The sequence below is a fragment of the Pseudomonas sp. LB3P93 genome, assembly GCF_054898025.1.
This window is the reverse complement of record NZ_CM142713.1, coordinates 5355253-5379998: the sequence shown is the minus strand read 5'-3', so window position 1 is coordinate 5379998 and position 24746 is coordinate 5355253. Positions and strand designations below refer to the sequence as shown.

At 58.5% G+C, this 24746-nt stretch carries 23 protein-coding genes; 12 read left to right on the top strand and 11 right to left on the bottom strand.

All coding sequences use genetic code 11. The annotated features are described in order from the left end of the window. Positions 1-2: 2 nt before the first annotated feature. Together ACYZT8_RS24485 and ACYZT8_RS24480 are read right to left on the bottom strand one after the other, a co-directional pair. Positions 3-3104, bottom strand: a complete 3102-nt coding sequence (locus ACYZT8_RS24485) for a multidrug efflux RND transporter permease subunit (protein ID WP_461976637.1) — start codon at positions 3102-3104, stop codon at positions 3-5. After that, positions 3101-4261 carry an efflux RND transporter periplasmic adaptor subunit gene (locus ACYZT8_RS24480; protein ID WP_461976635.1) on the bottom strand — a complete coding sequence of 387 codons (1161 nt, stop codon included), beginning with the start codon at positions 4259-4261 and terminating at the stop codon, positions 3101-3103. Before ACYZT8_RS24480 ends, ACYZT8_RS24485 begins: the two co-directional genes overlap by 4 nt. A 988-nt stretch (positions 4262-5249) precedes the next feature. Here ACYZT8_RS24480 and ACYZT8_RS24475 point away from each other — a divergent pair. Both ACYZT8_RS24475 and ACYZT8_RS24470 read left to right on the top strand, forming a co-directional pair. Then, positions 5250-5621: a DUF6124 family protein gene (locus ACYZT8_RS24475; RefSeq protein WP_461976633.1), complete on the top strand. Its 372-nt coding sequence runs from the start codon at positions 5250-5252 to the stop codon at positions 5619-5621. 214 nt (positions 5622-5835) lie between these two features. Continuing rightward, positions 5836-6093 carry a hypothetical protein gene (locus ACYZT8_RS24470; RefSeq protein ID WP_028620828.1) on the top strand — a complete coding sequence of 86 codons (258 nt, stop codon included), beginning with the start codon at positions 5836-5838 and terminating at the stop codon, positions 6091-6093. Between the two features lie 155 nt (positions 6094-6248). On the opposite strand, the gene ACYZT8_RS24465 is transcribed toward ACYZT8_RS24470, so the two are convergent. The 5 genes from ACYZT8_RS24465 to norR all read right to left on the bottom strand — a co-directional run bounded on the left by ACYZT8_RS24465 (position 6249) and on the right by norR (position 10813). After that, complete coding sequence (locus tag ACYZT8_RS24465) at positions 6249-6998, bottom strand: YkgJ family cysteine cluster protein (protein ID WP_461976631.1); 750 nt, start codon at positions 6996-6998, stop codon at positions 6249-6251. A gap of 83 nt (positions 6999-7081) precedes the next feature. Then, positions 7082-7408, bottom strand: coding sequence for a hypothetical protein (locus ACYZT8_RS24460; RefSeq protein ID WP_461976629.1), 327 nt, complete (start codon positions 7406-7408; stop codon positions 7082-7084). A gap of 194 nt (positions 7409-7602) precedes the next feature. Then, positions 7603-8061: a GNAT family N-acetyltransferase gene (locus tag ACYZT8_RS24455; RefSeq protein WP_461976627.1), complete on the bottom strand. Its 459-nt coding sequence runs from the start codon at positions 8059-8061 to the stop codon at positions 7603-7605. Positions 8062-8088: 27 nt separating this feature from the next. Further along, on the bottom strand, positions 8089-8991 hold the full coding sequence (locus tag ACYZT8_RS24450; RefSeq protein WP_461976625.1) for a chemotaxis protein CheW: 903 nt from the start codon (positions 8989-8991) through the stop codon (positions 8089-8091). Positions 8992-9259: 268 nt separating this feature from the next. After that, positions 9260-10813, bottom strand: coding sequence for a nitric oxide reductase transcriptional regulator NorR (gene norR / locus ACYZT8_RS24445; RefSeq protein ID WP_461976623.1), 1554 nt, complete (start codon positions 10811-10813; stop codon positions 9260-9262). Positions 10814-10969: 156 nt separating this feature from the next. On the opposite strand from norR, the gene hmpA reads away from it, so the two are divergent. From hmpA to ACYZT8_RS24400, 9 genes are all read left to right on the top strand, one after another. Then, complete coding sequence (gene hmpA, locus ACYZT8_RS24440) at positions 10970-12151, top strand: NO-inducible flavohemoprotein (protein WP_461976621.1); 1182 nt, start codon at positions 10970-10972, stop codon at positions 12149-12151. Positions 12152-12436: 285 nt separating this feature from the next. Next, on the top strand, positions 12437-12946 hold the full coding sequence (locus ACYZT8_RS24435; RefSeq protein ID WP_461976619.1) for a disulfide bond formation protein B: 510 nt from the start codon (positions 12437-12439) through the stop codon (positions 12944-12946). Between the two features lie 814 nt (positions 12947-13760). Beyond that, positions 13761-14705: a ubiquinol oxidase subunit II gene (cyoA, locus tag ACYZT8_RS24430; RefSeq protein ID WP_109634678.1), complete on the top strand. Its 945-nt coding sequence runs from the start codon at positions 13761-13763 to the stop codon at positions 14703-14705. Positions 14706-14708: 3 nt separating this feature from the next. Beyond that, positions 14709-16739 (top strand): cytochrome o ubiquinol oxidase subunit I, encoded by a 2031-nt coding sequence (gene cyoB / locus ACYZT8_RS24425; RefSeq protein WP_461976617.1) that lies wholly within the window; start codon positions 14709-14711, stop codon positions 16737-16739. Positions 16740-16742: 3 nt separating this feature from the next. Then, positions 16743-17369 carry a cytochrome o ubiquinol oxidase subunit III gene (locus ACYZT8_RS24420; RefSeq protein WP_461955624.1) on the top strand — a complete coding sequence of 209 codons (627 nt, stop codon included), beginning with the start codon at positions 16743-16745 and terminating at the stop codon, positions 17367-17369. Next, a complete protein-coding gene (gene cyoD, locus ACYZT8_RS24415; protein WP_096481055.1) occupies positions 17370-17705 on the top strand; it encodes a cytochrome o ubiquinol oxidase subunit IV in 336 nt (111 codons plus the stop codon). Positions 17706-17716: 11 nt separating this feature from the next. Next, the gene (gene cyoE / locus ACYZT8_RS24410) at positions 17717-18604 is read left to right on the top strand and encodes a heme o synthase (RefSeq protein ID WP_461976614.1); all 888 of its coding nucleotides are present in this window, start codon (positions 17717-17719) and stop codon (positions 18602-18604) included. A gap of 268 nt (positions 18605-18872) precedes the next feature. Continuing rightward, complete coding sequence (locus ACYZT8_RS24405) at positions 18873-19511, top strand: DUF6036 family nucleotidyltransferase (RefSeq protein WP_461976612.1); 639 nt, start codon at positions 18873-18875, stop codon at positions 19509-19511. Continuing rightward, positions 19495-19947: a hypothetical protein gene (locus ACYZT8_RS24400; protein ID WP_461976610.1), complete on the top strand. Its 453-nt coding sequence runs from the start codon at positions 19495-19497 to the stop codon at positions 19945-19947. Before ACYZT8_RS24405 ends, ACYZT8_RS24400 begins: the two co-directional genes overlap by 17 nt. Positions 19948-20026: 79 nt before the next feature. Here the strand turns inward: ACYZT8_RS24400 and ACYZT8_RS24395 are convergent, their stop codons facing one another. Continuing rightward, on the bottom strand, positions 20027-20305 hold the full coding sequence (locus tag ACYZT8_RS24395) for a DUF3077 domain-containing protein (RefSeq protein ID WP_461976608.1): 279 nt from the start codon (positions 20303-20305) through the stop codon (positions 20027-20029). A gap of 556 nt (positions 20306-20861) precedes the next feature. Beyond that, positions 20862-22274, bottom strand: coding sequence for an aminotransferase-like domain-containing protein (locus ACYZT8_RS24390; RefSeq protein WP_461976606.1), 1413 nt, complete (start codon positions 22272-22274; stop codon positions 20862-20864). 122 nt (positions 22275-22396) lie between these two features. Between ACYZT8_RS24390 and ACYZT8_RS24385 the strand changes: the two genes are divergently transcribed. After that, positions 22397-22891 carry a RidA family protein gene (locus ACYZT8_RS24385; RefSeq protein WP_461976604.1) on the top strand — a complete coding sequence of 165 codons (495 nt, stop codon included), beginning with the start codon at positions 22397-22399 and terminating at the stop codon, positions 22889-22891. 259 nt (positions 22892-23150) lie between these two features. Here ACYZT8_RS24385 and ACYZT8_RS24380 read toward each other — a convergent pair whose 3' ends face one another. Continuing rightward, the gene (locus ACYZT8_RS24380; RefSeq protein WP_461976602.1) at positions 23151-23855 is read right to left on the bottom strand and encodes a hypothetical protein; all 705 of its coding nucleotides are present in this window, start codon (positions 23853-23855) and stop codon (positions 23151-23153) included. A 116-nt stretch (positions 23856-23971) separates the two neighbouring features. Then, complete coding sequence (locus ACYZT8_RS24375) at positions 23972-24715, bottom strand: DUF72 domain-containing protein (protein ID WP_461976600.1); 744 nt, start codon at positions 24713-24715, stop codon at positions 23972-23974. Between the last annotated feature and the right edge of the window lie 31 nt (positions 24716-24746).

Below are 24746 nucleotides of genomic sequence, written 5' to 3'. Positions count from 1 at the left end.
CCTCAGTCTGTGGTTGCCAGCGCCGGCATCGGTGCGGGTTTGGGCTTATGGAACAGCCGCTCAAGCCACAAGTATATGACCGGAGTGGTGAATAGCGTCAGCGCCTGGCTCACCAGCAAGCCGCCGACCACTGCGATCCCCAGTGGTTGGCGCAATTCGGCGCCGGTGCCGTAACCGAGCATCAGCGGCAGCGCGCCGAGCAGGGCGGCGAGGGTGGTCATGATGATTGGTCGGAACCGCGTGATACAGGCCTGGTAAATCGCCTCTTCCGGCGGCAGGCCACGATTGCGCTGGGCGTCGAGGGCGAAGTCGATCATCAGAATGCCGTTTTTCTTGACGATGCCGATCAGCAACACCAGCCCGATCAGCGCCATGATTGAAAAATCCTGGCCGCAAATCCACAGCATGATCACCGCCCCGAGCCCCGCCGAGGGCAGGGTCGAGATGATGGTCAGCGGATGGACGAAGCTCTCGTAGAGCACGCCGAGAATGATGTACACCGCCACCAGCGCCGCCAGAATCAGCCACGGCTGACTGGCCAGCGAACTCTGGAACGCTTGCGCCGCCCCCTGGAAGTTGCCGCTCATGGCCGCCGGCATGCCGATATCGACCTTGGCCTGGTTGAGCATGATCACCGCATCACCCAACGCGACGCCGGGCGCCAGGTTGAACGACAAGTTGGCGGCCGGGAACATGCCGTCATGGGCAATGGACAGCGGGCCGACCGTTGGCGCATCGAACTTGGCCAGCGCCGACAGCGGCACCATTTCCCCGCTCAGCGGTGAGCGCAGGTAGAAATAATTGAGGCTTTCGGCTTTGCCGCGTTGCTTGGTGTCCAGTTCCAGAATCACGTTGTACTGGTTGATTTGGGTCTGGAATTCATTGATCTGGCGTTGGCCGAAGGCGTCGTACAGCGCTTCATCGACATCACTGGCCGTCAGGCCGAAACGCGCGGCGGCGCTGCGGTCGATGCTGATGTGGGTGATGCTGCCGCCCAGTTGCAGGTCGTTGGAAATGTCGCGGAATGCAGGGTTGGCGCGCAGTTTTTCCGTCAGGCGCTGGGTCCAGGTGCTGAGCGTCGCACCGTCGTTGCTCTTGAGCACGTATTGGTACTGCGCGCGGCTCGGGCCAGAGCTGAGGTTGATGTCCTGGCCTGCGCGCAGGTAGAGCACGATGCCCGGGACTTTCATCAGTTGCGGACGGATCCGGTCGATGAACTGGCTGGCCGAGACGTCGCGGTCGCCGCGTTTTTTCAGGGAAATCCAGAAGCGGCCGTTGGCGATGGTCTGGTTACTGCCCGACACGCCGACCGAGTGGGAAAACGCCGCGACCGCTGGATCTGCGGCGACGATTTCGGCCATCGCCAAGTGTTTTTTCACCATGTCGCCGTAGGAAATATCAGCAGCGGCTTCGGTGGTGCCGAGGACAAAACCGGTGTCCTGCACCGGGAAGAAACCCTTGGGGATAAAGATGTAACCGGCAATCGCCAGGCCCAGGGACAGGCAGAACACGCCGATCATCAATTTCTGGTGGGCGAGGGCGCGGCGCAGCAGTTTTTCATAGCCGGCCAGCAAGCGTTCGCCGAACGTGGGTTTGCTGTGGGCGTGATGCACTGGCGCACGCATGAACAGCGCGGCCAGGGTTGGCGCCAACGTCAGCGACACCACCACCGAAATCATGATCGTCGACGTCGCGGTCAGGGCGAATTCCTTGAACAGCCGCCCGACCACGCCGCCCATGAACAGCAGCGGAATGAACGCCGCCACCAGCGAAAAACTGATCGAGACCACGGTAAAACCAATCTCGCCGGCGCCTTTGATCGCCGCCTCGCGCATGCCGTCGCCGGCCTCCAGGTGACGGTGAATGTTCTCCACCACCACAATCGCATCGTCGACCACAAACCCCACGGCCACCACGATCGCCACCAGCGTCAGGTTGTTCAGGCTGAAGCCCATGATGTACATCAGGGCAAAACTGGCGACCAGCGAAACACCCAGCACGGCGGAAACAATCAGCGTCGCCGACCACTGGCGCAGGAACAGCGCCATCACCGCCACCACCAACATGATCGCTATCAGCAGGGTGATTTCCACTTCATGCAGCGAGGCACGGATGGTCTGGGTGCGGTCGACCAGCACCTTGACCTGCACCGAGGCCGGCAGCATGGCTTCGAGGCCGGGCAGGGCGGCTTGAATCCGGTCCACGGTTTCGACGATGTTGGCCCCCGGTTGCCGGGAAATCACCAGGTTCACCCCCGGTTTATCACCGGCCCAGGCTTGCACGTAGGCATCTTCCGAACCGTTGACGACTTTGGCGACATCCTTGAGATGAACCGGCGCACCGTCCTTGTAGGAAACGATGAGTTGGCTGTATTCCTCGGGGTGGAACAGCTGGTCGTTGGTCGACAGTGTCGAAATGCTCGACTCACCGTACAACGCACCTTTGGCCAGGTTGAGGCTGGTGTTCTGGATCGCCAGACGAATGTCCGCCAGGGTCAGGCCGATGGCCGCGAGTTTGTCAGCGGAGGCTTGAACACGGATCGCCGGACGTTGCTGACCGGTGATGTTGATTTGGCCTACGCCGTCGATCTGACTGATCTGACGCGAGAGCAGGGTTTCCACCAGATCGCTGAGTTCAGTGCCGGGCATTTGCGTCGAGTTGATGCTGAGAATCAGCACCGGGCTGTCGGCCGGGTTGACCTTGCGCCATGTCGGCAGGTTCGGCATGTCTTTCGGCAGTTTGCCGGCGGCGGTGTTGATCGCGGCCTGCACTTCCTGGGCGGCGGTGTCGATGCTTTTGTCGAGGGTGAATTGCAGGGTCAGGTTGGTCGAGCCGAGGGCGCTGCTCGAGGTCATCTGGGTCACGCCGGGGATGGCGCTGAATTGCACTTCAAGCGGCGTGGCCACCGATGACGCCATGGTTTCGGGGCTGGCGCCGGGCAATTGCGCGGCGACCTGGATAGTCGGGAACTCAGCTTCCGGCAACGGCGCAATCGGCAGGCGCGGGAAGGCGATGACGCCGAGCAATACCAGGGCAAAGGTCAGCAGGATCGTCGCTACCGGATGATCGATGCACCAGGCCGAGACAGAACCGTGGCCCTTCATGGCTTCGACTCCGATTGCACCACTTGCGGCGGTTCGGTCAGCACCTGCACGGTCGAACCGGGTTTGAGCCGCGATTGGCCGTCACTGACCAGCACGTCGCCCGGTTTGACGCCTTTGATGATGTCCTGACCGCTGCCTTGGTAAACCATTTGTACAGTGACGGTTTCAACTTTGTCGCCGTTGACCCGGTACACAAAATGTTGATCGAGGCCACGCTGAACGACGGTGGGCGGGACCACCAGTGCATCTTTATCCAACGCTGTCTGAATTTTTACCGTCACCAGCAGGCCCGGCCAGAGTTTCTGCCCGGCATTATTGAATTCAGCCTTGGCGCGGATGGTCCCGGTGTTGGCATTGATCTGGTTGTCGATCAGGGTCAGGTGCCCTTCGCCCAGCAGGTTGCCGGTTTCGCCGTCGGTGTCGGCGCCGATGTAGGCCTTCACTTGTGCGCGCTCGGGGTCGCCGATCAGGCCTTGCAGGGTCGGCAGCATTTGCTGCGGCAGGGAGAACTCCACGGCGATCGGGTCGATCTGGGTCACGGTGAACAAACCCTGGGTGTCGGTCATGCGCAGGAAGTTGCCTTCGTCGACTGTACGAATACCGACGCGACCGGTGACCGGGGAGCGAATCTGTGTGTAGGAGAGTTGCACCTGGGCAGCGTCGATTGACGCCTGATTGCCTTGGGCGGTGGCTTTGAGTTGGTTGACCAGGGCTTGTTGCTGGTCGTAGGTCTGTTTGGATACGCCGTCGTCGACGCTCAGCAGTTTGTAGCGCTTGAGGTTGACCAGCGCGACTTGCAGTTGTGCCTGGCTTTCGCCGAGTTGTGCCCGGGTCTGGTCGAGGCTGGCGCGGATCGAGCGGTCGTCGATGGTGGCGAGCAGGTCGCCTTGTTTCACCAGTTGGCCTTCTTTGACCAGGATTTTGGTGAGGATGCCGTCGATTTGCGGGCGGACCACTACGCTGTGCAGGGACAGGACTGAGCCGATGCCGCTGACGTAGCGGGGGACGTCTTTTTCGGTGACGCTGACCACTCGGACCGGGATTGCTGTGGGCGCGGCGAGTTTGGCGGTGGCGGGTTTGGTGAGGTACCAGGTGCCCAGCGCTGCCAAGGCGATCAGCAGACCTGCGATGAAGGCGGTTTTTTTCTGAATTCGCATGCGAGTGGGGCGCCGGGCTGGGTGGTCGGGAGTGGGGTCAGGTTTGTACCTTCCTTTATAAACCTGTTCGCTGGTCAGGAAGGTGACTGCTAACTGACGGCGCTGACAGTTTGGGGCTTTAGTCTGTGATGTTTTTGACCTTGGCGGCCTGACAGCCGACCAGGCTCTTTCGGGTGTACATATCCATTTCTGCGGTAACGGCCGCTTATGGTTTCGCCCTTACGGCGACTCACTTTTTTTACAAACGCCTAAAAAAAGTAAGCAAAAAAACGCTCGCCCCAAGCGTCCGGCCCCTCGCTAAGGCTCGGCGTACCTTCGCTCCGGTATCCATCCGGGGACACTGCCCTCCGGTTGGCTTCGCTGCACCTACATGCAGCGTGTTCGACTGCGTCGAACGGCGCTGCGCGCCACTCCCCGGATGAACACCTCCACTCAGCCTCCCGAAAGGGGCGGGTAGATCAAGATCAAGAGCTGCAGGCGAGCTAACGCTCGGCCTATTGAGTGGTGAAAAGCGACCGGTGTACGCCGATCCATTGTGGGAGCTGGCCTGCCAGCGATGGCGGCCTGACAGCCGACCAATTTCTTTCTGCTGTCCCCGATTGATCGTTCCCTACGCTCCGCGTGGGAATGCCGCCCGGGACGCTCCGCGTTCCATTTTTGTGTGTTGAAAGATGTGTAAAAAACACAGCGTTTTCCCACGCATTTTTCAGGTTGCCGGGTAGGAAGCGTGTTCTCTAACCTTTGGCTGTCGCTGCAAATTCAGCGACCGGGCGTGAGATCCCCGGCTATTAGTATGCATCTAGCGCCAATGCCACCATAATTGGCGCCAGCTTATCCGCTGCCTGCAAATGCGTTATGGCGGCTGTGTGCGGGCAGACTTCGGTCTGGCCGGGTGCCTACTACCGGTGATCTCACACTGCACATAGCTGCCTCCTATTCGCCGCGTGAGATCCGGCGAATGGTGGCACCCATTTCAGTAGGAGTTTGTATGGATAAGTTAATCCCCGATCCACCCATCGACACCACCACTCCCAGCGACGAGTCCACCCACACCGAAGCGCTCATCAAAGACCGCGAAGCCATAAAACGCGCTCTCGATTACTACCTCGATCCACCCGAGCAATACGCCGCAAAACCCCGCTGCCCCAGCACCATGTTTATGGTGGTTCCCGATATTGATTCAGAAAGCCTGTTGGCCCATGCCTGTGAGTCTTTGGCGTCGGCGAGTGTGATGAGCAGTGATTTTGCGGCGAATCTGGTGGGGCCGCAGCGCCATACGGTGTTGGCGATTCAGCAGGTCATCATGCTGGCGGAGTTGGCGGTGAATCGGGTGTTGGATAGGGTTGAGCTTCCGGCGTAGATGGCGTTCGGTCAGGTTGACCGCGTAATCGTTCTTCGCGGGCAAGCCTCGCTCCTACGGGTGCGGGGGTTGCTCGCGATTTACGGTGTGTCCGTTGCACAAAACCCGACGGACTCGCTTGCGGCGTGAAGCTTGCTGCTCTCGAGACAGGTATACTGCCGCCTTTCGCGGCTCGCTGACCGGGCCCGACTCTTTTGCATCACCCGGAGCTTTCATGACTTCCCCGACACAACCGCCGGTTGCCGACGCTTTGAGCGACGACCAGGCAGACCTGCCAGACAGCGTCGACTCCAGCGCAGACAGCGAAGCCAAAGCCGCGATCCCGGCGTTCAAGTTCCCGTTCAAACCGGGTGATTTGGCCGCCGCGAAGAACGCCAGCCAGCCTTGGTACAAGAATGGCGCGAAGAATGGCCATACCAAGACGCCGGGGGCTGCGCCTCCGGGCACTCGTCGTTCGATGGGTAAGCGCTGAGTCTCAGCTTCTGCGGTGCCTGTAATGGCCTCATCGCGGGCAAGCCCGCTCCCACAGTGGATGTTCGTCGTACACAAAATCTGTGTCCTATAGAGATCACCTGTGGGAGCGGGCTTGCCCGCGATGGGGCCATAACAGGCGACATATCTTCTGGATCAAGCCGCCCGCAACGATATAAACGCATAGTTCACCGGCGCTTCAGTCGCCACTTGCGCCCCAGCCGCCTGCACTTGCCCGGCGATATCGTCGCCAGACACATGAAACTGCCAATCACTGCCTGCGCCCGCCAGCGGTTTCCCGGCAAGCTGATCAATGACCGTGGCAAACGCATTCATATCCGGCAGATAAGCCGTAAACCCATCGCCCTTCAACGCTGTCGTCCGAATCCCCAGCAACCCGCAAATCGCATCCTTGGTCTGAATGTCATCGCGATCCGCTTGACGTGAGCGCTGGATCAATCCTGCCAGTTCCTGATCCACCAGCTCACCACCGATGATCAAGTCAGGGCCCTTTTCCCATGACTCGGGCGGGCATTCCTTCACCGCAGTGTTCAGTGAGATGTGCGGGTTGATTTCCATCGGGTAGATGCGGCACACCAGTGGTCGGCGTTCGTAGATGCGGCAGAGGTTGTCTTCGTCAAGATTCCGGCAGGGACCGACGTTGTAGGCGGCAAAAGTGATCGCCACGTAAGCCTCGGACGTGCCGCTTCGAACCACCACTGAACGGCGTTCGGCGTGTTCGCGTTGCTGCACCGGCAGGCCCAAGCCATTGCCCAGAAAACCTTCCACCAGCACGATCACCTGACCGCCGTCGGCGGCCCACATGCGGGCTTCGGCCAGGGTCAGGGGCACGTGGTGATCGTTGCAGCATTTGCCGCAACCTACGCAGGAAAAAGTCGTATTCATTGAGCGATCGGTCGCTTCCGAGGGCGTGAAACGGCGCCAGAAAGACACCGCAAAGGCGCGATTCGAAGCAAGTTATGCGCCAGTCACTGGGCTTTGGCAGTGGGGCGGATGGAGTCCCATTCGGTGACGTAGGCGGTTTTGGTCTTTTTGTTGTAGAGACACAACTCGGTGCCTTGCTGGCCTTTCATGTGTTTTTGCGGGTATTGGCCTTGCAGCAGGAGTGCGGTGTAGTCGACGCGGTCGTCGAACTGCGCGGCTTTGCCGACGGGTTTGGCGTTTTTCAGGCCGCTGGCTTTGGTGCAGCTGGCGAGCACGGCTTTGTCGTAGGCGGCCCAGGCGTCGGGGCTGGAGGCGTGGGCCTGGGTGGCGAGGGCGGAGAGGCAGAGGAAGGTCAGGGTTGTGGCTTTCATGGGTCGGGCATCCTTGGGCATTGAGTTGGCCGAGGGGAGGAGTATGCCTGATGGTTTTGGGTTGAATGTGTCGGCCTCATCGCCAGCAGGCTGGGCCCCACATTGGTTCTGCACAGGGCACAGATTTTGTGTTCGACGAAGATCCATTGTGGGAGCGAGCTTGCTCCGGGCGGCGTTCCGACGATGGCGGTGGGTCAGGCCGGAACCGGTTCCCGGCGGACGACATACATCCCGGCACTGTCATACAACCGCTGCGCCCGAAGGTTGTCTTCCAATACCTTCAAATCCACAAAACCTTCCCGGCGATCCCGAAACACTTCGAACGCATGCAGCAGCAGCGCACGACCAAGCCCAAGGCCCTGAGCCCGAGGATGCACCACCAGGTTCTTGATATACGCGCTGGTCCAGCACTGGCATACACCCACAATACCCTCGGCATCCAGCGCAATAAAACACAGGCTCGGATCGTATTCAGGATCGGTCTCAAACCGCTGTTGCCAGGCATCCAGTGCCGGCACACGACCGCCACCTTCCTGATAACCGAGCTCCATCAAACGATGAACAGCTTCGGCCAGTTCGGGGCGGTATTCGACGATGTCTATCCCGTGAGGCCAAGTGATCGCAGGCACAGCCTCGGCGAGGTTGCGCCGCATCAAAAAGCAAAATGCCTCGGCCAAGACTCAGTGACCTTGTTCGGCGACGGCTTTGGCCGCCTCGATCAGGCACCGGGTCAGTTCTGGCGAAGAGAACTTGGTCAACACCGCGTTGGCCCCGGCCAGGCGTGCTTTCTCGCTGTTCATCGCACTGTCCAGAGAGGTGTGCAGCAGCACATAAAGGTGCGAGAAGTCTGGCGTCTCGCGCAGGGTGCGGGTGAAGGCATAGCCGTCCATCTCCGACATTTCGATGTCCGAGACGATCAGGTTGATCTGCTGCGCCGTGCCTTGCAGGTCCAGCAGGCAGTCGATGGCCTCCTTGGCGCTGCGGGCGGTGTGGCATTGCAGGCCGAGGTTGCGCAGGGTGTGCACCGATTGCTGCAGTGCGACCTGGCTGTCGTCGACCACCAGAATCCGCGCGTTGCCCAGCACTTCGGCGTCTTCCATGCTCAGTTCGGTCGGGGCCGTTTCGATCTGCGCCGGGGCGATGCCGTGGATGACCTTTTCGATGTCCAGCACTTGCACCAGGGTGCCGTCGACCGAGGTCACGCCGGTGATGTACGAGCGCACGCCGCCAGAGCCGAAGGGCGGCGGGCGGATGTCGGTGGTCAGGCAGTGGACGATCTTGCTGACGGCCTGAACGTGAAGGCCCTGCTTGGAGCGGCTGACGTCGGTGACGATCAGGCAGCCACCGTTCGGGTCTTCCAGCGGCCGCTCGCCGATGGCACGGCTGAGGTCGATCACTGACAACGACGCGCCGCGCAGGGTGGCGATGCCTTTGACGTGGGGGTGCGACTCCGGCAGCTTGGTCAGCGGCGGGCAGGGGATGATTTCGCTGACTTTCAGCAGGTTGATTGCCATCAGCTTGCCACTGCGCAAGGTAAACAGCAGAAGCGAAAGTGAGTCTGCGCGGGCTTTGGTGGAGGACATAAAAACCTTCTGTGGAAAAAGGTGATGGGCGAGTAAAAAGTCGCCAAAAGCTATTGATGCCGGGTTATCGACTTGTTGGGGGCAGGCTTTAGGCTAAATACCCATTACCGGCCCAACGGCGAACCCCTGTGGCGAGGGAGCTTGCTCCCGCTGGAGTGCGAAGCGCTCCCAAATCAGACCTGTGTGCTATCAGGCTATCCGCATTTACAGGTTTTGCGACTGCTGCGCAGCCGAGCGGGAGCAAGCTCCCTCGCCACAATAGGTTGCGTCACTTCATGCCCAACCGCTTGGCCATCCGCCCCAGATTCGCCCGGTCCAGGCCTAGCTCACGTGCCGCGCTCGCCCAGTTGTCGTGATGCCGTTCCAGGCAAGCGCTGATCAATTGTCGCTGATAATTCTCGGTCGCCTCACGCAAATCCCCCGACACCAGCGCCACCGGGGCCGCAACCGGTTGCTCGGGGGCGGCGATTTCAACGCTGCCATTGAGCAAGTCCAGATCCGCTGCACCCAAACTGAGAATCTTCGGCCGTTCCTTGCAGTTACCCAGCGCTTTTAACGCGCTGCGACCGATCAAATGCTCCAGTTCCCGCACGTTCCCCGGCCAACCATACGCCAGCAATGCCGCCTGTGCGTCGCTGTTCAGTCGCAGGCTGTTCAGGCCCATCCGCGAACGGTTCTGTTCCAGGAAGTAACCGCTGAGCAGCAACACATCCCGCCCGCGATCCCGCAGGGCCGGCACCAGCAGCGGGTAAACACTCAGCCTATGATAGAAGTCGGCGCGGTAGCGGCCGCTGCGCACTTCTTCGGCCAGGTCGCGGTTGGTCGCCGCGATCAGGCGCACGTCCACCTGGTGTTCTTTATCCGACCCCAAGCGCTGCAACTGACCGCTTTGCAGCACCCGCAACAACTTGGCTTGCACGGTCAGCGACAATTCACCGACTTCATCGAGAAACAGCGTGCCGCCATTGGCCAGTTCGAACTTGCCGCGCCGATCATTCATCGCGCCAGTGAACGCGCCGCGCACATGGCCGAACAATTCACTTTCCACCAGCGTGTCCGGCAGGGCCGCGCAGTTGAGGCTGATGATCGGTTTATCCGCCCGGAGCGATGCCGCGTGAATCGCTTGCGCCACCAGTTCCTTGCCAACCCCGGTTTCACCGGTGATCAGCACGGTCAGGTCGCTGCCGCCCACCAGGCTGATCTCTTCCACCAAGCGTTTATGGGCTTTGCTCTGGCCGATCATCTCGCGGTTCTGCTGGCCGCTGGCCTGACGGTACACCTCGGCGCGCTGATGCTCGTCTTCAACGCGATTGGCCAGGCGTTCGATGCGCTCGGCAGCGTTGACGGTGGCGGCGGCGAGGCTGGCGAAGGCTTCCAGTGCGTCCAGTTCGATGGGTTCAAACTGTCCCGGGTCGAGGGCGTCGAGGGTCAGCAGACCCCACGGACGCTCGTCGATAAACAACGGGCAGCCCATGCAATCGTGGACTTCCAGATGCTCGTCGAGGCCATCGACCAAACCGTCGTAAGGGTCGGGCAAGTCGCTGTCGGCAGCGAACCGTGTCGGGCCGTGGCTGCTGAGCAAGGCTTCGAAGCGCGGGTGTTCGCTGACTTTGAAGCGTCGGCCGAGGGTGTCGGTGCTCAACCCGTCGACGGCCAGCGGCACCAGCCATTCGCCATCAAGGCGCAAGAGGGCGGCGGCATCGCAAGGGAGCAGGGCGCGCATGGCTTCGAGCAGGCGTCGATAGCGCTCGCCTTCGGGCAGTTCGCGGGAAAGGTCGGAGACCAGCGGCAGTAGGGCGGTGAGCAATGATTTTGCAGTCATAGTGACTCCGTGTAGTCGGTATGACTATAAGTCAGTCTGTGTCGATATGACTACTCTGTTTATAAGCTATTGATTTTAAACATTTAAATTATTGGCATGGAAAGTGATATGCATAGAGCTATCAGTTAGTAATCAAAGTAGCCCAGGAGTCACTTTATGCTTAGCGTTCAAGACCGTGCCATCGTCAAATCCACCGTGCCGCTGCTGGAAAGCGGTGGCGAAGCGCTGATCACTCATTTCTACCGCATGATGCTCTCCGAGTACCCGGAAGTCCGCCCTCTGTTCAATCAGGCCCACCAGGCCAGCGGTGATCAGCCACGCGCCTTGGCCAACGGCGTTTTGATGTACGCGCGCCACATCGATCAGCTCGACCAGTTGGGCGACCTGGTGGCCAAGATCATCAACAAACACGTGGCCCTGCAAATCCTGCCTGAGCACTACCCGATCGTTGGCAGCTGCTTGCTGCGTGCGATCTCCGAAGTGCTGGGCGAAGAAATCGCCACCCCTGAAGTGATGAGCGCCTGGGGCGCGGCCTACGGTCAATTGGCCGAGATCCTGATCGGTGCCGAAACCACCATCTACGATCAAAAGGAACAGGCCGTCGGCGGCTGGCGCGGGGCGCGGGAATTCATCGTCGCGGCCAAGGTCGAGGAAAGCGCGGAAATCACTTCGTTCTACTTCGGACCTGCCGACAAAGGCGCGATTCTGGCCGCTGAACCGGGCCAGTACATCGGCATGAAACTGATCCTCGATGGTGAAGAGATTCGTCGTAACTACTCGTTGTCGGCGTTGGCCAACAAGGGCCAGTACCGCATCAGCGTCAAACGTGAAACCGGTGGCCGCGCGTCTAACCACTTGCACGATCAGCTGCATGTCGGCTCAAGTATTGAGCTGTTCCCGCCTTCGGGCGAGTTCACCCTGACTGCCAGCGACAAACCGCTGGTACTGATCAGTGGCGGCGTGGGCATCACCCCGACGCTGGCGATGCTGGAAGCGGCGTTGGCGACCGAGCGGCCGGTGCACTTCATCCACTGCGCACGCAACGGCAGCGTTCACGCCTTCCGCGACTGGATCGATGGTTTGGCCGAGCGTCACCCGCAACTCAAACGCTTCTATTGCTACGCCGAAGATGACGGCGTGAGCCCGGCAGCGGATCAGGTCGGTTTGTTGAGCCGCGAGCAGTTGGGTGAATGGTTGCCAGAGCAGCGCGACCTGGATGCTTACTTCCTGGGGCCGAAAGGGTTTATGGCGGCGATCAAACGTCACCTCAAAGCCTTGGGTGTGCCGGAGAAGCAGAGCCGTTACGAGTTTTTTGGCCCGGCTTCGGCGTTGGAATAAGCTGTGTGGCGGCTCGGGAGACCGAGTCGCCTCAATCGCGGGCAAGCCCGCTCCCACAGGTTTTATGTTTGCCCGCAATCGCGCGAACAACACAAAACCTGTGGGAGCGGGCTTGCCCGCGATTAGCCGCACCACGGCCTTCATTCGTAAAAATCCTTCGAAAGTTAATCCCTCCTTAACGGGTTTATCGTCTATTCCCCGATCACCAGCGGAGCGCGCCAGGCTCTCAAAGCTTCGAGCCTGCGTGTAGACTTCCGGGCAATCGATCTTTACAAGGGAAACGCGATGAGCGAGGAAACGATGCGGTTGGGACGTGAACGGCGCTATCTGGTGTTGCTGGGCATCATCTGCCTGGCGCTGATCGGCGGCGCGCTGTACATGCAAATTGTGCTGGGCGAGGCCCCGTGCCCTCTGTGCATCCTGCAACGTTATGCGTTGCTGTTGGTTGCGCTGTTTGCGTTCATTGGCGCGGCGATGCGCACCCGTCGCAGCATCACGGTGTTTGAAACCCTGGTGGTGATTTGCGCCATCGCAGGCGTCGCGGTGGCCGGGCATCACGTCTACACCCAGTTCTACCCGGCGGTCAGCTGTGGCATTGATGTGCTGCAACCGATTGTCGACGGCCTGCCGCTGGCGAAGATCTTTCCGTTGGGCTTCCAGGTCGATGGCTTCTGCTCCACGCCGTACCCGCCGATCCTCGGTTTGTCGCTGGCACAGTGGGCGCTGGTGGCGTTCGTGCTGATCGTGGTGCTGGTGCCGCTGCTCATTTCGCGTAACCGCAAGGCGCTGCGCTGAGGCTATTCGCCGTACCGTTGAGTGAAACCTGAAACGCCCCGGCCTTCGTTGAGAAGGTCGGGGCGTTTTGCATTTCAGTCCACAGGTAAAAGACCTTGATGCCCGACAAGAATGGCTGCGACACATGTGCGACATGTTGTCACAGCGGGACTGTCGCAAGGCATTTCACGGGGCTGGATCGGTGCATAGCCTGGCAACGAAATTGGTCTACTCAGGCGTCTGCCGATTTAATGGCTATCGCACGCAAACAGGCAGTTTTAACAGGGGCTGGCGAATCGCCAGAGCCCTTGCGTCACAGGGGCTAGGGCATCGTCGAAGTGCCTGCTTGAGCTCTAATAGCTGTCTGAACTGCGCTCGGTAGACCTACAAATTTTGGTGTTTTTGTTGAGAATGAATTTCGATAAGATGCCGCACTTTTGCAAAAACCGTTAATGATTGTTGCTGGAATGGATAAAAATTATTTCGGGATGAGACATGGTTTATGAATCGTTACGTATCTACAATCGCCCGCACTGAATTCCGGCACTGCTCACCATGAGCAGGAAAACAGGGCGTCGAGGAGCTTGAACACTTCGTGCGACTCCCGGGTGTCGGAGCCTTCCAACTACCCGCACCAAATGGAATTGGTCTGTAACAAGGCCTTTGACCACGAATTCGAATAAGAACTTACCGCTAGCCCAGGATTTGTCGAACAGCGTCTGACGCGCGACGGGCAGCCCTTATTCAATCCAAGAAAAATGCCAACCCTTGGCAGGGTGAAGTGTTGGCGATCAAAACCCAACTGCATTGCGCAAGCTGCTTTAGAGGTCGTGAGATGAGTAAAAACAGGTACCCCAGACTACTAGGCTTATTGCCGCTGCTCGGCACGTTGTTGCTGTCAGGCTGCAACATGACCTTGCTCGATCCCAAGGGCCAGGTTGGCCTGGATGAGCGAAACCTGATCATCACCGCAACGCTGCTGATGCTTCTGGTCGTGGTACCGGTCATCGTCATGACCTTCCTGTTCGCCTGGAAATACCGCGCGTCCAACCAGGACGCCGTCTACACGCCGAAGTGGTCGCACTCCACCAAGATCGAAATCGCGGTGTGGACGATCCCGGTACTGATCATCATTGCCCTGGGTTACATCACCTACAAGTCGACCCACGCGCTGGATCCTTACAAGCCGCTGGAGTCCGACGTCAAGCCAATCACCATTGAAGTGGTCGCGCTGGACTGGAAGTGGATGTTCATCTATCCGGAACAAGGCATCGCCACCGTCAACAAGATCGTGTTCCCGGCGCACACGCCGATCAACTTCAAGGTGACTTCGGACTCCGTGATGAACTCGTTCTTCATCCCGGCCCTGGGCGGCCAGATCTACGCGATGGCCGGCATGCAGACCAAACTGCACCTGATCGCCAACCAGAACGCTGAAATGGACGGTATCTCCGCCAACTACAGCGGCGCTGGTTTCACTGGCATGAAATTCAAGGCTATCGCAACTTCCCAGGAAGATTTCGACGCCTGGGTAAGTGAAGTCAAAAAGGCACCTAAACAGCTTGAAGAAGCTGAATACGCAGCCCTTTCCAAGCCGAGCCAGAACAACCCAGTCGAGCTCTACTCCTCGGTCACTCCGAACCTGTTCCAGATCATCGTCGACAAGTACGAAGGCATGAAACCGGGTCCGAAGGTCAAGCACGAGAAGAAAGAGAAAGAAGTGGCCGCTACGCAAGGAATGGACATGAACTCGCATTCAGCTGCCGGGGCAGAGGAGTAAACGATGTTTGGTAAATTAAGTTGGGAAGCGGTCCCGTTCCACGAACCGATCGTGATGATAACCATCGCCATGATCGCGCTCGGTGGTCTGGCGTTGTTCGCGGGGATCACTTACTTCAAGAAGTGGACCTACCTGTGGACCGAATGGCTGACCTCGGTCGACCACAAGAAAATCGGCGTGATGTACATCATCGTCGCCATGGTCATGCTGCTGCGCGGTTTTGCCGACGCCATCATGATGCGTACCCAGTTGGCCATGGCCACCGAGGGTTCGCCTGGCTACCTGCCACCTGAACACTATGACCAGATCTTCACCGCTCACGGTGTGATCATGATCATCTTCATGGCGATGCCATTCTTCACCGGCCTGATGAACCTTGCAGTGCCGCTGCAGATCGGCGCGCGTGACGTTGCTTACCCGTTCCTGAACTCCCTGAGCTTCTGGTTGCTGGTATCGGGCGTGGTGCTGATCAACCTGTCCCTGGGCGTCGGCGAATTCGCCAAGACCGGTTGGGTTGCCTATCCGCCGCTGTCGGGCCTGCAATACAGTCCTGGCGTAGGGATGGACTACTACATCTGGGCGCTACAGCTATCCGGGTTGGGTACGACGCTGACGGGGGTCAACTTCCTGGCCACCGTGCTGAAAATGCGTACCCCTGGCATGAAGCTGATGGACATGCCGATCTTCACCTGGACCTGCACCTGGGCCAACGTTTTGATCGTCGCTTCGTTCCCGATCCTGACCGCTACCCTGGCACTGCTGACGCTTGACCGTTACATGGATTTCCACATTTTCACCAATGAACTTGGTGGCAATCCGATGATGTACGTCAACCTGTTCTGGGCCTGGGGTCACCCCGAGGTGTACATCCTGATTCTGCCGGCATTCGGGATCTTCTCCGAAGTCATCTCGACCTTCACTGGCAAGCGTCTGTTCGGCCACCACTCGATGGTCTACGCATCGGGTGCGATCTCGATCCTGGGCTTCATGGTCTGGCTGCACCACTTCTTCACCATGGGTTCGGGTGCCAGCGTCAACGCCTTCTTCGGTCTGGCGACGATGCTGATTTCGATCCCGACGGGGGTGAAGCTATTCAACTGGCTGTTCACCATTTACCAAGGCCGTCTGCGTTTCACCAGCCAGGTTCTGTGGACCCTGGGCTTCATGGTGACCTTCGCCATCGGCGGCATGACCGGCGTATTGCTGGCCATCCCGGGTGCTGACTTCGTTCTGCACAACAGCCTGTTCGTGATCGCTCACTTCCACAACGTGATCATCGGCGGCGCGGTATTTGGTTACATCGCAGGCTTTGCCTTCTACTTCCCGAAAGCGTTCGGCTTCAAGCTGCACGAAGGTTGGGGCAAGGCAGCGTTCTGGTTCTGGATCTCGGGCTTCTTCGTCGCGTTCATGCCGCTCTATGCACTGGGCTTCATGGGCATGACCCGTCGTCTGAACGCCTCTACCAACCCTGAGTGGGTGCCTTACCTGTACGTGGCCCTGTTCGGTGCGGTGATGATCGCTGTGGGTATCGCTTGCCAGCTGATCCAGCTCTACGTGAGCGTGCGTGATCGCAACAAGCCAGAAAACATGTGCGAACACGGCGACCCGTGGAATGCCCACACGCTGGAATGGTCGACCTCGTCGCCGCCACCGTTCTACAACTTCGCTGTGCTGCCAAAAGCCGAATCCATCGACCCGTTCACTGAAGCCAAGGAAAACGGTACCGCCTATCAGGCGCCTAGCCGGTACGAACCGATCCACATGCCAAACAACACCGCGACCGGTGTGGTCATGGGGGCTCTGTTGACCGTGTTCGGTTTCGCAATGATCTGGCACATCTGGTGGCTGGCCATCGTTGGCCTGGTTGGCACCGTGGTCTACTTCGTGATCCACGCTGCACGTGATGACCAAGGCTACATGGTGCCGGTCGAGACAATCGAACGCATCGAAGCCGAGCAGCACAAGCGTCTGGTAGCGGCCGGGAAAGTCCCAGCCACCGCCACCCGTGTTGAAACCTCGTTGGAACAGGCTTAAACCATGTCGAACTTAGTGACCAATGCTGGACACACCCATGTCGATGGACATGGGCACGATGACCATCACCACGACTCGGGCGAGATGACCGTATTCGGTTTCTGGCTCTACCTGATGACCGACTGCATCCTGTTTGCGTCGATCTTCGCGGTGTACGCGGTACTGGTTAACAACGTAGCGGGTGGCCCGTCGGGCCACGACATCTTCGAGCTGCCCTACGTGCTGGGCGAAACCGCTCTGCTGTTGTTCAGTTCGATCACCTACGGCTTCGCCATGCTGGCGTTGTTCAAGGGCAAGAAGAACCAGGTGCTGGGTTGGCTGGGCATGACCTTCCTGTTCGGCGCCGGCTTCATCGGCATGGAGATCAACGAGTTCCATGTACTGATCTCCGAGGGCTACGGCCCTAGCCGCAGCGGCTTCCTGTCCGGGTTCTTCACCTTGGTCGGCACCCACGGTCTGCACGTGACCAGCGGTCTGATCTGGATGGCGATCATGATGTATCAGGTGCAGAAAAACGGCCTGACGGCGACCAACAAGACCCGTCTGAGCTGCCTGAGCCTGTTCTGGCACTTCCTGGACGTGGTGTGGATCTGCGTATTCACCGTTGTTTATCTGATGGGGACTATGTAAATGGCTAACGCTCATTCCCACGATAGCCACGACGCCGGCCACGGCAGCGTCAAGTCTTACGCTATCGGTTTCATTCTGTCGGTGATCCTGACCGTCATTCCTTTCGGCCTGGTGATGTACCCGTCGCTGCCGAAAGCCATGACCCTGTGGATCGTACTGGCCTTCGCAGTGATCCAGGTGCTGGTGCACCTGGTGTACTTCCTCCACCTGGACCGTTCGGCCGCGCAGCGTAACAACGTGATTGCGTTTGTTTTCGCCGCCATCGTGATTGTCCTGCTGGTTGGCCTGTCGCTGTGGATCATGTTCAGCATCCACACCAACATGATGGCGCACTGAGGTAAATCCGGATGTCCTTGAAGCACTTTATCCAAATCACCAAACCGGGGATCATTTTCGGTAACGTGCTTTCTGTGGCAGGCGGATTTTTCCTGGCCTCGAAAGGGCATGTCGATCTGGCCATTTTCCTGGCAGCAATGATCGGCACCTCCCTGGTAGTGGCTTCCGGTTGCGTGTTCAACAACTGCATCGATCGTGACATCGACTTGAAGATGGAACGCACCAAGAATCGTGTGCTGGTCCAGGGCTTGATCTCCCTGAAACTGGCACTGATTTTCGCGACCGTCCTCGGTGTTGTCGGCGTTGCGTTGTTGTACAAAGTGGCGAACCCGTTGGCCGCGATGTTCGCGGTGATCGGTTTCGTCATCTACGTCGGCTTCTACAGCCTGTACCTCAAGCGCAAGTCGGTTCACGGCACGCTGGTGGGCAGTCTGTCGGGCGCCATGCCGCCGGTGATTGGCTACGTCGCTGTGACGAACAGCTTCGACATGGCCGCACTGACGTTGCTGGTGATGTTCAGCCTGTGGCAGATGCCGCATTCCTACGCCATCGCAATCTTCCGCTTCAACGATTACCTGGCCGCATCGATTCCAGTGCTGCCGGTGAAGCGCGGGATTCAAGTGGCCAAGAAGCACATCCTGCTCTACATCCTGGCGTTCCTCGTGGCGACCTTGATGCTGACCTTCAGCGGCTACGCCGGCATGAGCTACCTCGCTGTCGCCGCGGCCATGGGCATGTACTGGTTGTACATGGCCTGGACCGGCTACAAGGCAGTGGATGACACGGTCTGGGCACGCAAGCTGTTCGTGTTCTCGATCTTCACCATTACCGCGTTGAGCGTGATGATGTCTTTGGACTTCAAAGTGCCGAGCGAGTTGTTGCTGACGTACGCGCCTTAAGCGTCGGATGCTGTAAAGAAAAGCCCCGCCCTTCGAGAGAAGAGGCGGGGCTTTTTGTTGGGGGGGGATTCAGTCGGTTCAGCACGCCCGGTCTCGAAACAGGCGCGCAAGAACAAGCGAAGTCCAGTGTTTATGCTTAGCCTACCCATGCTGCAGAACCTTCCTACAAACCTTTCAGGTTGTCGGTCGGAAGTCGCCTTCCTAACCTCGGGACTCTGCCAAATCAGCTGCAATAGCTGCCTGGCGTTTTGTTGTTAGAGGTTTGCATATGGATTTGCCGGACGTAATCATTCCCCGTGTTAATACGAGCACGGCGCTAGGGCAGGCTTTGATTTCAATGTTCAAGTCTGTTGAAGCGGAGCTGCTGCTTGAGTCCGCAGAGAATGGGGCGGTCAAAATTATCGTGTTCGGTGGGTGCGCAGTTCACCTCTATACAAATCACCGTGTTTCCACGGACGTCGATGCCGAGATTTACGAGGCAAATGTCCCCAAAGGTCTCCACCTTCAAACCATGCTCGCAGAGGTTCCCGAACAATTTGTCGATGAGCGATCCGGTCGATTGATGGAGCTGAACTACGACCTTCAATACAACACAAGCTTTGGGCCAGTTCACGAGGACTACTGGGAGCGAAGTCTTCCACTTGCCGAGTTTCCGATTGAGTCCCCTCTGCACGTTCACATTGCATCGCCAATCGACATTGCCATTTCTAAACTAGGCAGAGCTACAGATCAGGACATTGGCGATATCATGGCGCTTCTCAGAAGTGGTTTCATACTCACCACTGAGCTCCGCCGACTGGCGTTGCAGGCAATTGATGTATATGTTGGCAATAAAGAGCCACCAACCTCCGTTCTCTACAATATTTTGCAAAACTATCTGGAGAATACAGATGACGAAGCCCCTTAGCGGCCACGTCCTCTCATCCGCTTTGGACACTCTGGTCAAAAGCCCTTTGAATCAAGCAGATGACGTTGCGCTTGTGAGCGCTGCCAAAGCTGTCTGGTATTCGGACTCGAACCTTGAAAGTGAAGTCTCGGCTTTTCTGAATAGTCATTCAGATGAGGTCGAGGTTCGTCGTGCAGGCTACTTGCTCGAGCGCTTCACCCGTTTTGCATGCGTGTCTGATAGCCGCGTGTTGGAAACCTTCAATGCCCTTGAGCTTTTTGCATACTCGACCTTAAAGCCAGACGTAAAGCCACAAGCAGCCGCACCGCTTCGCCGTCGCCGTGATGAGCTCGCTGCCTCTTGGGGGTTGAGTGAAGGGCTGGGCCTAAAGGCTCAGGCCCTCATGCCTTTTCAGACTCGACATTACGAGGCTGAGCAACGCGCAACGTTTTCCTGAGTTTGAGCTGAATTACAGGAAACCGACGCAGATCGGATTGAAAAGCCCCGCCTCTGATCGAAGAGCGGGGCTTTTTCGTTTACGCGCGGTTGTTACACGGTGCGCCAAGCACCTTCATCACGTCATCGATAATCGCCTTGCTCATGTCCTGCAAGTAATGCGACGCCCAGGCATGTCTGTCGGTGTCGCGGACCATGGCAGCATCGGAGGCGAGGAGTTTGGAGATATGGAGCAGGTCGGAGGCGTGAGAGAGGGCTTCGATCACTGGGACGCCGGCGTTGATGCGGAACAAAGATTGGTTGGCGTGGAAGGAGAAGTGGGTGAGACCGATGGTTTTAAGGTCTTGAGGGTTGGTCATTGAGTGTCACCTCCGGTGGTTGGGTGGAGGTGGGGGATGATCGGTGCAGCAGGGGTGCAAATTTTGGACGGATCAATAACGTGCATGAGCAAAAACTCCAGAATCAAAGTAGAGCTGCCACGTCCGTTATCAGGCGAATGGGTGGCAGCTATGCGCAGGCTGATAAACCGGTATGCACGACCCGGCAGACCCGAAGGTCTCCCACGCACAGCCGCCATTGCACGATTTTGCAGGCACAAAAAAAGCCTGCAATCATGATCTGGGGCGCTGGTACGCGCGCATGATACCGGGTTATCAGGCCCGGTCGCTGAGTTGGCAGCGACGATCTGAAGTTAGCGTGCGGTGTCAGGTGCCGCAATCGTAGCGATCTGGTGGCTGGGAATGTCATGCCGCCAGAAAACGTTTCGTTGAACGCATGTTTGTGGCGAGGGAGCTTGCTCCCGTTCGGCTGCGTAGCAGTCGTAAAGCCTGCCAGTGCTGCATTTCTCATGAAGTGCAGGGGAACGCTTCGCGCTCCAGCGGGAGCGAGCTCCCTCGCCACAGAGACGGTGGGTGGTTACGCTTTGTAATAGTCGAGCAATCTAAAGAACTGCTCGCGCACCTGCGGGCTATCGCTATGCGCAACGTTGAAACGCAGGAAGCTGTTGGCTTCGGCGGCTTTACTCAGCAAGGTGCCGGGGGCGAGGACGAGGTCGTTTTCGAGGCCTTTGCTGGCCAGCGTTTCGGCATGCAGCCCTTCGGGCAATCGTGTCCAGATGAACAGCCCTTCACCCGGCATCGATGACACTGAGCATCCGGCCTCTACCAGCCATCTCGTCACGCGACTGCTCGATTCATACAGACGATCTACGGTGCGCCGGGTGTGTTTGGCGTAGCTGCCGTTGCTCAGCATGGTGCAGGTGATCTGCTCCGCCAGTTCCGACGTCACGCCGCCGCAGCTCATCTTCAAGTTGATCAATCGTGCGGCCAGTTGCGGCGATAGCGCGGTATAGCTGACCCGGCTGTTGGCGGTCAGGGTCTTGGAGAAACCAGATACGTAACTGACATTGTCCAGACCGCTCGCGGCCAGGCGCGGGGTGCGCCTTTGCTGGATGTCGCCGTACAAGTCATCTTCGAGGATGTGCACGCCGTAACGGTGGCTCAGTTCGAGCAGGCGATAAACCTGGGCTGCGGAGAACGAGTGCCCGGTCGGGTTGTGCAGGGTGCTGTTGGTCATATACATCACGGGGCGATGGGCAATCAGCAATTGCTCGAAGGTGTCCAGATCCAGGCCGTTGCAATCGCGGGCAATGGTGATGACCTTGGCGCCGTGCAGCGCCAGATTGGTGTGCATGTTGAAGTAACACGGATCGTCGAGCAGCACCGTGTCGCCAGGTTTTATCAACAGGCGCATCAGCAGGTCGATGGCCTGCACGGTGTTGGCGGTGGTGATGATCTGCTCGACCGGCACTTCGATGCCGACGGTCGACAGCTTGACTCGCAACGCCTCGCGCAACGGTCGGTAACCACCGACTTCACCGTATTCGCCCATGCGCAGCGCGGTCGCGCGAAGAGTGTTGCGCACGGCTTTGAGCAATTCGTCAGCGGGCAACCACGAGGCGGGCAGAAACCCGCAGCCGGGGCGCAGCGCGCCATTGTTCAGCAGCAAGGCGCGGCGGACCCGGCTGAGGGTGTCTTGGGGTTGCAGGTCGGGGCCAGTCGCACTGTGGGGTTGGCTGCTTGGGCGGTGAATGTAATGCCCCGAGCCTTGGCGTGAGACCACCAGTCCCTGGGCCCGCAATCGGTCCAGGGCGTCGACCACCGTAGATTTACCCACGTTCATCAACTCGGAGAGTTCGCGAATCGGTGGCAACTTGGCCCCGTGAGGCAAGCCACCCTGGCTGATTGCCACAGACAACTGATCGACGATCTGCTGCACCAGCGGCACTCCCGGCTGGAACTCGATGGCGGCGATGACGGCGCGCTGCATTTTACTGGTCTCCCTGGCAGTAAAGTTTGTTGGATCTTATACGAAGTTGCCCTGATCAAGACACGCATCTCTCTCTACCATCACCTTCGCGTGTGCATGATTGATTAAGAGGGGTTCAGTTAATGAGTAATCAAATGAGTCGCGACGAACGCTTCCTCGCGATGGCTAAAGAACTCGGCTTTGATATCTACGACGAGAACTCTGCAGGCGGGCGTTACGCGCCGCTGATTCGGCACGATGATGAACTGTATGTCAGCGGGCTGGTGCCGCGGATGAATGGCAAAATCCAGTACCCCGGCCGGGTGGGACTGGAACTCAACCTGGCCGATGCTCAAGAGGCGGCTGGCATCAGCGCGATACGCGGGCTTGCACTGATCCGAGAGGCCATCGGGTCGCTGGATAACGTCAAGGCACTGCTGCGCATCACGGTCTATGTGAAATCCACGTTCGATTTTGTGGACCTCAGTGACGTGGCCAACGGCGCGTCTGACGTCTTCACGCGGGTGTTGGGTGACGCCGGCAAACACACTCGAACGACCGTCGGTGTTTACCAGCTGCCAAAAAACGCCCCGATAGAAGTGGATATGATCGCGGCCCTGTATCCGTTGGCGCGGTAAATCTTTCGGGCAATAAAAAGCCCCGCTTGGGGGCGTAATGCTGTTCACGGGCGTTCACATTTGTGGCGAGGGGATTTATCCCCGTTGGGTTGCGAAGCAGTCGTAAATCCGGACAACTCGGTCTGTCTGAACGGGCGCCGGGGGCTGCTTCGCAACCCAACGGGGATAAATCCCCTCGCCACAGGTTTTTTGCTCGCCCGAAGATTGTCTTAAGTGAACAGCATTACCCTTCAGAGGCGGGGCTTTCAGGTCGATCGTGTTACTGCGCGGCGATGCTGTAGCCGTCGAACGCGGTTTGCTGCTGAAGTGCGGTGATGATGTTCTTGCGGTTGACCGCTTGTTCGGCCCCGGTGTTGTCCAGGAACGTCTCGCTTTCAATTACCGCGTCATCGCCTTCGCCGACGAAGGTCAAGCCCAGGAATTCCAGGGCTTCGCGATCTACGTTCAGGCTCGAACGTGGCGTGCGCAGCGGCAGCGTGACGCTTATGCCGTCCTTGCTGATGGTGAACACTTCGAGGTCTTTCTTGGCGCGAGCCACTTTACTCTTGCCGGTGCTCGGGTTGCTGATGGCCTGATGAGTCTGGTTCAGCACCTTCAATGCCAGGCCGTAGACGATTTCCTGAAAGGCCGGATCGTCCTTGAAGCTGGAAAGAATGCGGCTGATCGGGAACTTGCTGCTCAGGTCTTCCAGCGCGGCAATGTCGGACGCTTCGGCGTCTTTCAGTTGCTTGAGTTCGCCCATCAGTTCATAGGCTTTATCGTCGTCGAAGCTGTCGTGAGCCTGGCGAATCGCGATGCGCAGTTCGCGGATCTGGTCGCTTTCCCGGGTGGATTGAAAAGCGTCCAGGACCATCTCGCTGATGGTCTTGGCCTGCGGCACATGCTGTGAAAGATTGATGGAGTTTTCGTATTCCGCTTTGGACGACAAGGTGACTACGGATTCAGCGGTATTGGAATCGGACATTGAAATTTCACTACTTCTTTTAACTTGGGTTTAGGCGAGAAAGCACGGAGCCTTTTCAGGCCGCCTAATCTATTGGACCTGACCTGAGTTGTCACGGATGAACAGGCGGTTGGTCATCATTTTTGGCGTGGAGATGTCATTCGCTGAAGTTCCAGCGCGTTGGTCGCCGCCGCGCCACTGGCGGTGTTGTCGAAGATGCACCAGGTGGGAGCGTCATCGGCGTGGGTCTGTAACTTTTGAACCAGTTCCCCAAGCCATGGCATTTCGTAACTTGAGTAGTAGATTCGCGGTGATCCGTGCAGTCGGTAGTAGTGGATGCCCTGCCAGGCACCTGGTAAATCGCCATTGGGTAGCGGCGAAGGATCGGCAGCTACTTGGCCAATTCGATGCTCAATCAGTAACGCTTGCACCTCAGAGGCTTGCCAACTGACATGCCTCGGTTCAAGCACCGCATAGCCTCTGTAGTGCGAACGAAATGTGGTGAAGAAGGTTTCGGCAGTTTTGACTTCGAATGAAAAGGAGGGCGGGATCTGGATCAGCAGGCACCCAAGCTTCTGGCCCAGATGGGAGCATTGCTCGATAAAGTCATCGATCAACGTTTCACAGTTCAGCAAGCGAGCTTCGTGGGTGATCTGCTTCGGGACTTTGACTGAAAACCGAAAGCCCTCCGGCACACTCTCGGCCCATCGTGCATAGGTTGCCGGGCGGTGAGGCCGATAAAACGAGCTGTTGATTTCCGCGCAAGTCAACTGTGCCGCATACCGTTGCAGGTGAGTGCCTGCGGCGGGAAATGCCTTCCACTGTTCGCGGGGCAGGCTCCATCCGGCGCAGCCGATATACAGGGGTGTCGTGGCAGTCATTAGCGTTTTCTCGCCTCAGCATCAGGTTCAA